The sequence below is a fragment of the Sphingosinicella microcystinivorans genome, from assembly GCF_003634215.1.
Classification (GTDB): domain Bacteria; phylum Pseudomonadota; class Alphaproteobacteria; order Sphingomonadales; family Sphingomonadaceae; genus Sphingosinicella; species Sphingosinicella microcystinivorans.
This window is the reverse complement of sequence record NZ_RBWX01000009.1, coordinates 253951-266777: the sequence shown is the minus strand read 5'-3', so window position 1 is coordinate 266777 and position 12827 is coordinate 253951. Positions and strand designations below refer to the sequence as shown.

Below are 12827 nucleotides of genomic sequence, written 5' to 3'. Positions count from 1 at the left end.
TATGGAACCCTCGTGAACTGGGATGACCTGCGCATTTTCCTGTGTGTCGCGCGTACGCAGCGGCTGAACGCGGCGGCGCGTGAACTCGGCGTTGATGCGACGACAATCGGCCGGCGCCTTGCGCGGCTGGAACGCGACGTTGATGCTACACTCTTCGAACAGGGGCCTGCAGGCTACGTATTGACCGAGCGGGGCCGCGCGCTCGTCGAGCATGCCGAGGCGGCGGAGCAGGCTGCGCTGCGCTTCGGCGGCGAGGTTTCGGGCGAGGCGGGTCCGGGCGGCATGGTGCGGGTGAGCGTCGTCGAAGGCTTCGGCACCTGGATCGTGGCCCGCGCGCTTCCGGATTTTCATCGCCGCCACCCGCGCATCGTCATCGATCTCGTTGCGGGGAGCGGCCTGCTGAGCCCGTCGCGGCGCGAGGCGGATATCGCGATCATGCTCGCGCGCCCGCAGCACGGTCCGCTCGTGGCGCGCAAGCTTACCGATTATCGGCTCGGCCTTTATGCGAGCCCTGCCTACCTTGAGAGCGCAGGGGTGCCCGGCACGCGCACCGATCTCCTCGATCACAGCATCGTCGGCTATGTGCCCGATCACATTTTCACGCCCGAACTCGATTATCTGGGGGAGGTGCTTCCCGGCCTTGAACCCGCCATTCGCAGCACCAGCATCAACGCGCAGCACGAAATGGTCGCGGGCGGCGGCGGCATCGGGGTGCTGCCGCGGTTCATGGCGGCAGGAGATGCACGCGTCGTGGCGGTGCTTGCGGACGATGTTACGTTGCGGCGCAGCTTCTGGCTGGTGATGCACCGCGACATGCGCCGGTTTGCGCGCATCGCCGCCTTTTCGCAGTGGATCGACGAAGTCGTGGCCCGTCGGCGGGACATCTTGCTCTAGGCAATATGCCCGGATCGCGGGCTGTCATCATCAAGCGCGTAGGGAATTTCGCCGAGGCCCTCGTTCGCAGGCAGCGGGTAGGTGCCATAGGTGAGATCGAGACCGGCGCGAAGGTCGCCGCTGGCGATCTGCAGGGCGAGGCGTTCGCTGTCGCGCTCGCGATACTCGGCCTCGATCTCATCAATGGTCTCGTCGTCGACGTCCGCGGCCTTGAGCGCCGCGCGGCCCATTAACACGGCACTTTCATGAACCTCTCGCACCACCGTGTCGCAGTCCGCATTGGCGAGTTGCATCACATGCCGCCGGTCGAACGCGCGGATGAGCACCTTGAGGTTGGGAAAGGCGCGGCGCACGATGCCCAGCATCTCGTTGGTGATCTGCTGACGGTCGTTGCAGTAGATGAGGAGCTGCGCCTCCTCCGCGCCCGCGATGCGCAGCACATCGAGCCGCGTCCCGTCGCCGTAATAGACCTTGCGGCCGAACTTGCCGGAAAGCTCGATCTGCCCCGGTTTGCGGTCAATGAGCGTAACGGGAATGCCGCGCGCCGCGAGAAGCTGATTCACCGTTTGGCCAAAGCGACCGTAGCCGACAATGATCGCCGGGGCGTTCTCGGCCGTTTCGGGGCCTTCGGCATCGTGGTCTTCACTGTCGCGCTCGACGAGCCTGTCGACGCCGGCGATGAGAAGCGGGGTCAGCGCCATCGAGACGGTGACGGCGGCGGCAAACAGGCTGGAGGCCTCGGATGCAAGCAATAGCCCACTTTCGGCTGCTGTCAGCACGACGAAAGCGAACTCGCCGCCCTGTGCAAGATGAACGCCGGTAAGCGCAGCATCGCGCCAGTTCGAGCCGAAAAGGCGCGTGAGAAGCGCGATCACGGTGAACTTCACGCCGATCAGGATGGTGACATAGAGCAGGATGCGCGCCGGCTCTTTCAGAATGATCGAAAGATCGAGCATCATGCCCACGGCCATGAAGAAAAGGCCGAGCAAAAGGCCCCGGAATGGGTCGATGTCCGCTTCCACCTCGTGCCGGTAGGGACTATCTGCAAGCATCACACCCGCGATGAACGCGCCAAGGGCCATCGAAAGCCCGAAGCTTGCCATCAGGAAGGCGGAGCCGACGACCATCAGCAGAGCGCCGATGACGAAAACCTCGCGCGTGCCCGTTTGCGCGATGAGGCGGAACAGCGGGTTCACAAGGAAGCGTCCGGCAAGCACCAGCGCACCGATCGCGACGAACGATTTCCAGACCAGCTCCCAGCCTTCGGGCGATTCGGAGACCGGCGTGCGGGAGAGGGCGGTGGTCACGATCAGCAGCGGAACGATCGCGAGATCCTGCATCAGATGGATCGAGATGATGCGCTGGCCTAGCGGCGTGTTGATCTTGCCCTGGTCGCGCAGGATCTGCACGTCGAGCGCGGTGGAGGATAGCGCGAGCGCGAGGCCGATGACGAGCGCGGCCTGCCAGGTGAATATGGTCGTGAGGAGCAGCGCCCCTGTGATTGCGAACCCGCAGAGCAGCACCTGCGCGCTGCCCAGCCCGAAAATGTCGTAGCGAAGATCCCACAGTCGCTTGGGGCGCAGTTCGAGTCCGATCACAAACAGCAGCAGCACGACGCCGAATTCGGCAAAGCCGAGTGTCGCTTCAGGATCAGTGACGAGACCGAGCAGATGCGGCCCGATGATCATGCCCGCGACAAGATAGCCGAGCACGCTGCCGAGCTTCAGCCGGTGGAACAGCGGCACCACCGCGACCGCCGCCGCAAGATAAACCACACCATCGCGAAGCAGGGTGGAATCACCGCCCACGGCCATCAGCGCGCGGCCCGGTTTGCGATGCGCGGGGAGGGGCGGTAGACGCAGGGGAAGCGAAACAGAGGCATCGGCACCGGATATGAAGATCGACGAGGACAGCCCACAGGTACGCTTCCCGCCACCGTTCGTCTACGCCGGGATGCTGCTTCTTGGCCTTGGAATCGGAAGGCTGCTCGGCGATCCGCCGATCGGGCTCGACATCAGGGTCGCAAGCATCGCCGGCATGATTCTGGCCATCGCTGGGCTCGGCCTCATCTTCGCGGCGTTGTTGCGGTTCAGGAGGGCAGGCACGAATCCCGAACCGTGGCGGCAGACGACGGCGTTCGTGGCGAGCGGTGTCTATCGCTGGACGCGGAACCCGATGTATCTCGGCATGGCGCTGATCTTCGCGGGGCTGGCGCTCATCTTCGACAGTCTTGCGACGCTGCTCCTCCTGCCCTTCGTGGTGATCCTGATCGACCGGCAGGTGATCGCGCGCGAGGAACGCTATCTCGAAACGAAGTTCGGGGACGACTACCGCGCTTACACGGAAAAGGTCAGGCGCTGGCTGTGACGGAGGCGTCTTCGGCGGCGCTTGCAGCCGCGTCGAAGGCGAGGAGGATCGAGGGGTGGCGGGCCTTGTAGGCCTGCGCCGGGCGGAAGATTTCGAGGTCCGGCCACCCTGCCGGAACATCGCCCTCCGACTTCAGGAAAGCGGCGAGTGCGGTGTGCGTGGCGCGAAGGTCTGATGCGGACTTTCCGAGGACGCCTGCGCCGAGGATCGAAGCCGAAGCCTGCCCGAGCGCGCAGGCGCGCACCTCCTGCCCGAACGCGGCAACGCGCCCGTCGCTATCGAGACCGACGTCGGCGGTGACGCGGCTGCCGCAGATCGGCGAGACCTTGCGGCTCGTGCCCTGCGGCGCGGCGAGGCGCGTCTGGTGCGGGATCGTTGCGGCGAGGCGCAGGATCGCGGTGTTATAGAGCGGTTCCGACATCGCGGCCGATATAGGGCGTAGAGACGCCGCTAGCCAGTCTCGCCGTCTTCTGCGCGACCGTGGACGAAACGGTCGACATAGTCGTTGCCGCTGTTTTCGAGGTCGGCGACCTTGCCTTCCCAGTGGATGCGGCCGTCTTTCAGCATAGCGACGCGGTCGGCGATGCGGCGCACGCTCGCCATGTCGTGCGTGATCGTGACGGCAGTGACGCCGAGATCTGTGACCAGGCCGCGGATCAGCCGGTTGATGGTGTCGGCGCGGATCGGATCAAGGCCCGTGGTCGGCTCGTCGAAGAAGATGATTTCCGGCTCGGCGGCGATCGCACGGGCAAGCGCGACGCGCTTCTGCATGCCGCCCGAAAGCTCGGATGGCTTCAGGTCCGCAACCGGCGCATCCAGGCCCACCTTCGCGAGCAGCTCGACAGCTTTCGCGTGCATCGCCTTCGCGTTCGTCGCGCGGCCTTGCGTCAGCCCGAAGGTGATGTTGCGCCATACGGGCAGCGAATCGAACAGCGCGCCACCCTGAAACAGCATGCCGATGCGGTTCCGGAGCTCGGTGCGCTCGGCTCGCGATGCGGCGGCGAGATCGACGCCATCCAGACGGATCGTGCCCGCGTCGATGGGCAGGATGCCGAGCACCGACTTCAACATCACGGATTTGCCGGTGCCGGAGCCACCGATCACGACCAGCGATTCGCCGGGGGTGACCTTCAGATCGATATGATCGAGAACAACCTTCGGCCCGAACGCCTTTCGGACACCGACAAGCTCGATGCTGCCGCCGCGCTCGCCCGTCGTCATGAGCCGAACACCAGCACGGTGATGATGAGGTTGGCGAGGAGGATCAGCACGAAGGCGCTGACGACGGCGTTCGTCGTCGAACGGCCGACGCCCGCCGCGCCTCCCATGCTGCGGAAGCCGTGATAGCAGCCCATCATCGCGATGATGAAACCGAAAACCGCCGCCTTCACGAGGCTCGACGAGACGTCGTCCCATTCAAGGTACTGGCGCGTCGTGGCGAGGTAGGACGTTACGTTGAAGCCGAGGCGCTGCGTACCGATCAGGAAGCCGCCCATCACACCAAGCGCGTTCGACACGAGCACGAGCAGCGGCAGCACGATCACGGCGGCGACGAGGCGCGGCGCGATCAGATACTGGAACGGGTCGGTGCGCAGTGTGGTGAGCGCGTCGATCTGTTCGGTGACGCGCATCGTGCCGAGTTCGGCCGCCATCGCGGAGGAGACTCGCCCAGCGACCATCAGCCCGCCGAGGACGGGGCCGAGTTCGCGAACAATGGCGATCACCGTGACGGCGGGCACGGTGCTTTCCGCGTTGAAGCGGCTGCCGCCGACGAAGATTTGCTGCGCCAGCGCTGCGCCGGTGAAAACGGCGGTGAGACCGACCACGGGCAGCGAAAACCAGCCGATGATCAGCATCTGTTCGACGAGGCGGCCGAAATAGTACGGCGGACGCAGGGCGGCGGCGAGCGCGCGCAGCGTGAAGAGCGCGACCCGGCCGATGCTGGCGAGCGCGCCGAGCGTAGCGCGGCCGGGGTGGGCGAAGAAGTTTACGAGAGCGTTCATGTGTAGACGCGCTCATAGCGGGGGCCGAGCCCTGTCAGCAACTCATACTCTGAAAGCCCGGACTGTGCGGCGGCTTCGGAGAGGTTGTAGACGATGTATACCCAGTCGCCGGTGGTGACCGCAGGGGTATCCGTGATGTCTACAACGACCATGTCCATCGATACGCGCCCCACGACCGGCGCGCGCTTGCCGTCTACAAGGGCTGCGCCGGTGTTGGAAAAGCCCCGCAGATACCCGTCCGCATAGCCGACGTTGAGCACGGCGAGGCGGCTGTCGCGCGGGGTCGTCCACGTCGCGCCATAGCCGGAAATCTCGCCCGCCGGCACATCGCGGCACTGAATGACGCGCGCGGAAGGAAACACGACCTGGTGCAGCCCGGCGATGCCGCCGTACAGCCCGATGCCGGGGCGCACGTGGCCAAAGGCGTAGTCGCGCCCAAGGAAGATGCCCGCCGTGTTCGCCAGTGCGCCGCGTATGCCGAGCGCCATCACGACCGCTTCAAAACGATCGCGCTGCAGCCCGTTCAGCGGATGCTCCGGCGTGTCGGCGCAGGCGAGGTGAGAGTGAACAGTGTCAACATCCATGCCGGCGAACATCTCCGTGCAGAAGCCGCGCCAGTCGAAGCCCAGGCGGTTCATGCCGGTATCCACCATGATGTCGCAGCGGCGGCCCTGGCCATGCGCGCGCCACAGCGCCACCTGTTCCGGGCTGACGAGCACGGGGTCCGCGTCGATGGAAAGCGCGGCAGGAAGATCGGCCGCGTCGATGCCGTGCAACACCTTCACACGAAGGTCCGGCGGATGACCCGCGAGGGCCGCGGCCTCCTGCCAGCTGGAAACGTAAAACGTTCGGCATCCTTCGGCATAAAGCCGGTCCGTTACGGCCTTCGCACCGAGACCGTAGCCGTTTGCTTTTATCGCGGCGCCTGTCTCCACGCCCGCGAGCGCGCGGAGCTGCCGCCAATTGGCCGCAAGCGCGTCGAGGTCGATACGAAGGCGAAGAGGGGATGGCGGGATCATGCGCGAGGACGGATAGCCGGGCCACGCCGGATGCGCAAATGCCTGTTGACGACGGCAAGAGGCCGTTGTGTTTCATTTCCGCGATTGATATGTTCCTATTCTGTTCTTGAATTCAGGTGGTGAATGGCGCGGCTGAAAACCCAGTTTGTCTGTCAGGCCTGCGGCGCGGTGAGCCCGCGCTGGGCGGGGCAGTGCGGTGAATGTAAGGAGTGGAACAGCATCGTCGAGGATGCCGGCGCGGTGGTGACGCCGTTCTCGGCCAAGCAATCGCTTTCGCGCGGCGGTTCGGCGTTTCGCCTGCAATCGCTGGACGAAGATACGCCGCTGCCGCCGCGGCTGCCCACCGGCATCGCCGAGCTTGATCGCACGCTCGGCGGCGGCGTGGTGCCGGGCAGCGCGATCCTTATCGGCGGCGATCCCGGCATCGGCAAATCGACGCTGCTGCTGCAGGTCGCGGGCAAGATGGCGATGGCCGGGAAACGCATCGTGTACCTTTCCGGCGAAGAGGCGGCGGACCAGGTGCGGCTGCGCGCGCAGCGGCTCGGGCTCGGCAAGGCGGACGTGGCGTTGGCCAGCGTCACATCGGTGCGCGACATCCTGACGACGCTTGCGGAGCGCACGGCGCCCGATCTCCTGATCATCGATTCGATCCAGACCATGCATTCGGACATGCTGGAGGGCGCGCCCGGCACGGTGAGCCAGGTGCGCGCCGCCGCGCAGGAGCTGATCCGATATGCGAAGTCCGAAGGTGCGGCGGTGGTGCTCGTCGGCCACGTGACGAAGGACGGGCAGATCGCCGGACCGCGCGTGCTGGAGCACATGGTCGATACCGTGCTCTATTTCGAAGGCGAGCGTTCGCACCAGTATCGCATCCTCCGCGCCGTGAAGAACCGCTTCGGCGGTACCGACGAGATCGGCGTGTTCGCGATGGGCGCGCTCGGCCTCGAAGAGGTTTCGAACCCTTCGTCGCTGTTCCTGACCCAGCGAGAGGCACCGGTGCCGGGATCGGTGGTGTTCCCGGCGATCGAGGGGACGCGGCCGGTGATGGTGGAGGTGCAGGCGCTCGTCGTGCGGCTGCCCTCGGGCGCGACGCCGCGCCGGGCGGTCGTGGGCTGGGATTCGGGGCGGCTCGCAATGATCCTTGCCGTGCTGGAGGCGCGCTGCGGGCTCAACTTCTCGACGTGCGAGGTTTATCTCAACATCGCAGGCGGCCTGCGTGTGTCGGACCCGGCGGCGGACCTTGCGGTTGCCGCGGCGCTCGCCTCGGCAATGGCGGAGCGGCCCATACGGCTTGATACGGTGGCGCTCGGCGAGATCGCGCTTTCGGGCGAGATTCGCGCTGCGCCGCACCTTGGGCTCCGGCTCAAGGAAGCGCAGAAACTCGGCTTCGAGCGTGCCTTCCTGCCGGGCGGCGCGACGGCGAAGGGAGACGGCGTGCCCAATGGCATGAAAGCCACAGGCTTCAAACATTTGTCGGGGCTTGTTGACCACCTCTGCGGCGCCGATTAGGGGCGCGAAATATGGACATGACCGGGTTCGACATCGTCGTTCTGCTCATCGTGGGTGCGCTTGCCGTGCTCGGCGCGATCCGGGGGTTCGTCACCGAAATTCTCACGCTGCTCGCATGGGTCGCGGCGGTTGTGGCGCTGAAGCTGTTCTACCCGGCAGGCAAGCTGATTGCGGCGGGGATGGTGGGCAGCGAAGTTGCAGCGGCGGCGATCGCCTTCGTCGTCATCTTTTTCGGCACGTTCTTCCTGTTCCGCCTTGTCGGGCGGCTGCTCGGCGACCGCACCAAGCGATCGGTGATCGGGCCGATCGACCGCGTTCTCGGGCTCGGTTTCGGCGCGGTGAAGGGGCTCATCGTCGTCAGCCTCGTGTTCCTCGTCGTCACGCGCGGCCACGCGCTCATCTGGGGCGGGAACGAGAAGTTGCCGGAATGGCTGCTCGCCGCGAAGACGGAGCCGCTGCTCGACATCACCAGCCGCGCGATCATTGATTATGCCGAGGATCGTCAGCAGGGGTTGGGGCTCGGCGACGACAGGCCGCGCGCCGCGCCCGAGGATCGCCCCTACAGCGACACGAGCGGCGGCGAAGGCTACACGCACGAAGAGCGCGACGCGCTCGACGATCTGCTGGACGACGCAGGGTCGACAGAGATTTAGCGGCAGTTTCCTTCGCGGCAGATTCGCGCTAGGGGCGCGGCCATGACCGATATCCGCCTCTACAACACGCTGACGCGCCAGAAGGACGTCTTCACACCCGACGACAAGAACCGGGTGACGATGTATGTGTGCGGCCCCACGGTCTACAACCGCGCGCACATCGGCAATGCCCGGCCCGCCGTGGTGTTCGACGTGCTGTTCCGGCTGCTCCGCCATACCTATGGCGAGAACGCCGTGCACTATGCGCGGAACTTCACCGACATCGACGACAAGATCATGGCCGCCGCGCAGGCTGAAGGCGTGCCGATCGAGACGATCACGAAGCGCTACGAGGATTTCTATCGCGCCGACATGGGTGCGCTTGGCGTGCAGCGGCCGACGTACGAGCCGCGCGCCACGGAGCATGTCGAGCAGATGGTCGCGATGATCGCGGCACTGATCGAGAAGGGCGCGGCCTATGCGGCCGACGGCCATGCGCTGTTCGACATCACGAAGGATGCCGACTACGGCACGCTTTCGCGCCGCCCGATGGACGAGATGATCGCGGGCGCGCGTGTCGAGGTGGCGCCCTACAAGAAGAACCCGGGCGATTTCGTGCTCTGGAAGCCGAGCGCGGCAGACCAGCCGGGCTGGGACTCCCCGTGGGGACGAGGCCGTCCCGGCTGGCACATCGAATGCTCCGCGATGATCGAGGCGCACCTCGGCACCACGATCGACATCCACGGCGGCGGCCTCGACCTTCAGTTTCCGCACCACGAAAACGAGTGCGCGCAAAGCCGCTGCGCCCACGACGGCGCGCCGCTCGCGAACATCTGGATGCACAACGGCTTCCTCTCCATGGACAAGGAGAAGATGTCGAAGTCGCTCGGCAATGTGGTGACGGTGGGCGAGCTTCTGGAGCAGGACCACAAGGGTGAGACGTTGCGGCTTGCCCTGCTGATGGCGCATTACCGGCAGCCGCTGGATTGGAATGATCGGCTGATCGCGCAGGCGAAGGCGATGCTGGATGGTTTCGCAAACGCGATCCGTTCGTCCGATGCGCCCTATGTGGACGCGGACGTTCCTGCTGCGGTTCTCGAAGCGCTTGCGGATGATCTCAACACGCCCGCCGTGCTCGCCGAGATGCAGAAGGTTCGCAAGGACCTGACGACGGCAGGTTCGGAAGCGGAGGCTTCGAAGGCAAAGTCGGAACTGCAAGCGATTGGCGAACTGCTTGGGCTCGGGTCTCTCATGAAGCCGATCAAAGCCCAGGTAAACTCTGCGCTTGAAAGCTACATTGGGCACGCTCCCACCGTGATAATTCAGATTTCGCAGGAGGTGGTTCAAAACCTAATAGTCGCGCGCAGTGCGGCCAAAGCCGCAAAAAACTGGGCAGAGGCCGACCGCATCCGCGATCAGTTGAAGGCGGAAGGCGTCATCCTCGAGGATAGGCCCGACGGGACGACGGTCTGGCGGCGGGCGTAGGCGCGGCGGTCAGTAGATCGCCGCGACCTCGCGGACGATCATGATGCCGAGCGCCACCCATGAAAGCGCGAACAGCGCGAAGCGGAGCATCACGCGGTTGAACGTTGCCTGCACCAGCGAATGGAGCGCGCGCAGGATCACGTAGGCCCATGCCGCAAGCACGTGCCACTGGTCGGCGTGGCCGAGCAGCACGATGGCGATGACCATCGCATAGAAGAGCGTCGGCGCTTCGAAGAGGTGGTTGTAGTTGTCGGCGACACGGCGGGCCTCACTCGGCAGCGTATTCAGCGAACCCGGATGCTGCGCCGATTGCGGATCGATCTTCGCCTGGTTCATCGCGGGAATCCGCGTCGCGTACATCCAGACGAACATCACCAGATTGAGCAGACCCATCGCGACGATGGTCTGCAGCATCGAGATCACGTTGCTGTTCAAGGTCATGGGCGATCCTCCCCTCCTGTCTCTCCCGGCGCGGAACCTGCGCCTTCGGAAGGTCAAGCGCAACCCTCACGGTCGACAGGGCGAGTCCGGGCCGATATGGTCGCCGCATGCGTGAAAAAGAGCTTCGGCTGGCGCTCGTGTGCTACGGCGGCATCAGCCTTGCCGTTTATATGCACGGCATTACGCAGGAGATCTGGAAGCTGCTCCGCGCGAGCCGCAGCTGGCACGATGCCGATCCGGAGCTGCCGGGCGGCGACACCGAACCCGTCTATCACGACCTCCTCGACGCGATCGGGCAGCATGTCCGTCTGCGCGTTCTGGTGGATATTGTTGCGGGCGCGTCGGCAGGCGGCATCAACGGCATCTTCCTCGCGCAGGCGATCTCGACCGGGCAAAGCCTCGCGCCGCTCGCCGACCTCTGGCTCGACAAGGCGGATGCGGATGAGCTGCTCGATCCCGCGGCGGTGCCGAAATCGCGCTGGAGCAAGTTCTACGCGCGGCCGCTGCTCTGGATGGCACGCGGGCAGATCGATCCGCTCGACGAGATCGTGGAGAAGGGCGCGCGCGAGGAACTGCGCATCAAGGTTTCGCGCTTCATCCGCTCGCGCTGGTTCGAGCCGCCGTTCTCGGGCGAGCACTTCACCGAGCTGCTGATGGGCGCGTTCGAGGCGATGGGGGAGACGAAGGCGGCCTCGCCGCTGCTGCCGCCCGGCCAGCCGCTCGACCTGTTCGTCACCGTCACCGACTATCACGGCTATCCCGAGCGCTTGCGCCTCCACAGCCCGGAGGAGGTGATGGAGGTTGAGCACCGGAAACTCATCAACTTCCGCGATTCGAGCGAGCGCGGGGCGGAGCGGCGGCTTGCGGATATTCCCTCGCTTACCTTCGCGGCGCGGGCGACGGCCTCGTTCCCGGGCGCCTTCCCGCCGTTCCAGCCGAGCGAGCTCGACCGCGTGCTCGCGAAGGACGGGAAGCCGTGGCCGGAACGCTCCTCTTTTCTGTCGCGCGTGTTTCCACACCGCGCAACGAGCGGCCTCGATCCGACGAATGCCGTGCTGCTCGACGGCAGCATCCTCAACAACGCGCCCTTCGCGCCCGCGATTGCAGCGCTTCGCCAGCGGCCGGCGCACCGCGAGATCGACCGGCGCTTCGTTTATATCGATCCCAAGCCGGGCATCCGCAGCATCGGCACGCGCATGGACGCTTCGAAGCCCCCAGGCTTCTTTTCGACGATCCTGCGCTCGCTCTCCGACATTCCGCGCGAGCAGCCGATCCGCGACGATCTCGATCACCTCGCTGGCCTGTCTTCACGCGTGCGCCGCCTCACCCACGTCGTCGAGGGCATACGCGCCACTGTCGACGAAGCGATCGAGGACGCCATCGGTCGCCGTCAGCTGCGCGCAAAGATCACACCCGCCAAGCTTCAGCAGTGGCGCGCGCAGGCAAATGCCGAGGCGGTGCTGCGCGCAGGTTTTACCTATCCGTCGTACGCCCACCTGAAGCTCAGCCAGATCGTCGAGGAGATGGCGCGGCTGTTCGCCGACCTTGGGACGCACGAACGCGATGCTGCCGAGCGTGTTCGCAAGGAGGTCTGGCGGCACATCCGGCGCAGCGGCATGGACCGCGTGACGAAAACGACGCGGCCGAAGGATGTCGACGCCGACCTCTTCGTTCAGTTCCTGCGCCGTTACGACCTTGGCTTTCGCGTTCGGCGGCTGCGGTTCATCGTCCGCCGTGTCAACGAGTGGGGCGATGCGGGCGGTCCGGAAGAGCTCCAGAAGGTGGAGGTGCTCAAGGCCTCGCTTTACGAACTGCTCGCACCCTATCTCGATCGGCGCCGGCTCGCCTTTTATGGGCCGTGGGTGCGTGATCCCGCCGCCTTTGCGCACGAAGACGCTGTAGCGGTGATCGAGGCGTACGGCGAGGCGCTCGGCCTTACCGATTTCGATGCGCTCGGCGACGCACGGCTCGCCGCCATCATCACGGACTGTATCGCGCCGGACCTCCGCGCCCAGCTTCTCAAGGCCTATCTCGGTTTTCCGTTCTACGACATCGCCACCTTCCCGCTGTTGCAGGGGGAGGGACTCGACGAGTTCGACGAGATCAAGGTTGACCGCATCTCGCCCGACGACGCGCGCGCCATCCGCGAAGGCGGCGCGCTCGCGACGCTGAAGGGTATCAAATTCAACAGCTTCGGCGCGTTCTTTAGCCGCGCTTACCGCGAAAACGACTATCTGTGGGGCCGCCTGCACGGGGTCGACCGGGTGATCGACATCGTCGTGTCGGCGCTGCCTGAAGGCAAACGCCTCGACGCCGGCTTCGTGACCGGCATCAAGAAACGCGCCTTTCACGCCATTCTCGACGCCGAGGAGGCACGGCTTACGGCTGTGCCCGACCTGATCGAGGAACTGCGCAAGGAAATCGGGTAAAAAGTTTATCCCCAGCATTTCCACAGAGCGCGCCACGCAAAGCGATGT

12 protein-coding genes are annotated in these 12827 nt (G+C 65.5%); 6 read left to right on the top strand and 6 right to left on the bottom strand.

From position 1 onward, the window contains the following. Positions 1-12: 12 nt before the first annotated feature. Positions 13-894 (top strand): LysR family transcriptional regulator, encoded by an 882-nt coding sequence (locus DFR51_RS13595; RefSeq protein ID WP_121052076.1) that lies wholly within the window; start codon positions 13-15, stop codon positions 892-894. On the opposite strand, the gene DFR51_RS13590 is transcribed toward DFR51_RS13595, so the two are convergent. Continuing rightward, a complete protein-coding gene (locus DFR51_RS13590) occupies positions 891-2708 on the bottom strand; it encodes a monovalent cation:proton antiporter-2 (CPA2) family protein (protein ID WP_121052074.1) in 1818 nt (605 codons plus the stop codon). The genes DFR51_RS13595 and DFR51_RS13590 overlap by 4 nt on opposite strands. A gap of 79 nt (positions 2709-2787) precedes the next feature. On the opposite strand from DFR51_RS13590, the gene DFR51_RS13585 reads away from it, so the two are divergent. Beyond that, positions 2788-3261 (top strand): methyltransferase family protein, encoded by a 474-nt coding sequence (locus tag DFR51_RS13585; RefSeq protein ID WP_121052072.1) that lies wholly within the window; start codon positions 2788-2790, stop codon positions 3259-3261. Here DFR51_RS13585 and DFR51_RS13580 read toward each other — a convergent pair. Genes DFR51_RS13580 through alr form a run of 4 tightly spaced genes read right to left on the bottom strand, consistent with a single transcriptional unit; the run spans position 3245 to position 6283 of the window. Beyond that, the gene (locus tag DFR51_RS13580) at positions 3245-3682 is read right to left on the bottom strand and encodes an iron-sulfur cluster assembly scaffold protein (protein ID WP_121052070.1); all 438 of its coding nucleotides are present in this window, start codon (positions 3680-3682) and stop codon (positions 3245-3247) included. The genes DFR51_RS13585 and DFR51_RS13580 overlap by 17 nt on opposite strands. Before the next feature lie 29 nt (positions 3683-3711). Then, positions 3712-4482, bottom strand: coding sequence for an ABC transporter ATP-binding protein (locus tag DFR51_RS13575; protein WP_121052068.1), 771 nt, complete (start codon positions 4480-4482; stop codon positions 3712-3714). After that, a complete protein-coding gene (locus DFR51_RS13570) occupies positions 4479-5264 on the bottom strand; it encodes an MlaE family ABC transporter permease (protein WP_121052066.1) in 786 nt (261 codons plus the stop codon). Before DFR51_RS13570 ends, DFR51_RS13575 begins: the two co-directional genes overlap by 4 nt. Further along, a complete protein-coding gene (alr, locus tag DFR51_RS13565) occupies positions 5261-6283 on the bottom strand; it encodes an alanine racemase (RefSeq protein WP_121052064.1) in 1023 nt (340 codons plus the stop codon). Before alr ends, DFR51_RS13570 begins: the two co-directional genes overlap by 4 nt. A gap of 123 nt (positions 6284-6406) precedes the next feature. Between alr and radA the strand changes: the two genes are divergently transcribed. Genes radA through cysS form a run of 3 tightly spaced genes read left to right on the top strand, consistent with a single transcriptional unit; the run spans position 6407 to position 9909 of the window. Continuing rightward, positions 6407-7792, top strand: a complete 1386-nt coding sequence (gene radA, locus DFR51_RS13560; RefSeq protein ID WP_121052062.1) for a DNA repair protein RadA — start codon at positions 6407-6409, stop codon at positions 7790-7792. Positions 7793-7803: 11 nt separating this feature from the next. After that, positions 7804-8445, top strand: a complete 642-nt coding sequence (locus DFR51_RS13555) for a CvpA family protein (protein ID WP_121052060.1) — start codon at positions 7804-7806, stop codon at positions 8443-8445. Positions 8446-8487: 42 nt separating this feature from the next. Further along, entirely contained in the window at positions 8488-9909 is a 1422-nt protein-coding gene (gene cysS / locus DFR51_RS13550) for a cysteine--tRNA ligase (RefSeq protein WP_121052058.1), read from the top strand. A 9-nt stretch (positions 9910-9918) separates the two neighbouring features. On the opposite strand, the gene DFR51_RS13545 is transcribed toward cysS, so the two are convergent. Continuing rightward, positions 9919-10350 (bottom strand): MAPEG family protein, encoded by a 432-nt coding sequence (locus DFR51_RS13545; RefSeq protein WP_121052056.1) that lies wholly within the window; start codon positions 10348-10350, stop codon positions 9919-9921. A 107-nt stretch (positions 10351-10457) separates the two neighbouring features. Here DFR51_RS13545 and DFR51_RS13540 point away from each other — a divergent pair, with 107 nt between their 5' ends. Further along, on the top strand, positions 10458-12779 hold the full coding sequence (locus DFR51_RS13540) for a patatin-like protein (protein ID WP_121052054.1): 2322 nt from the start codon (positions 10458-10460) through the stop codon (positions 12777-12779). The last annotated feature ends 48 nt before the right edge of the window (positions 12780-12827 follow it).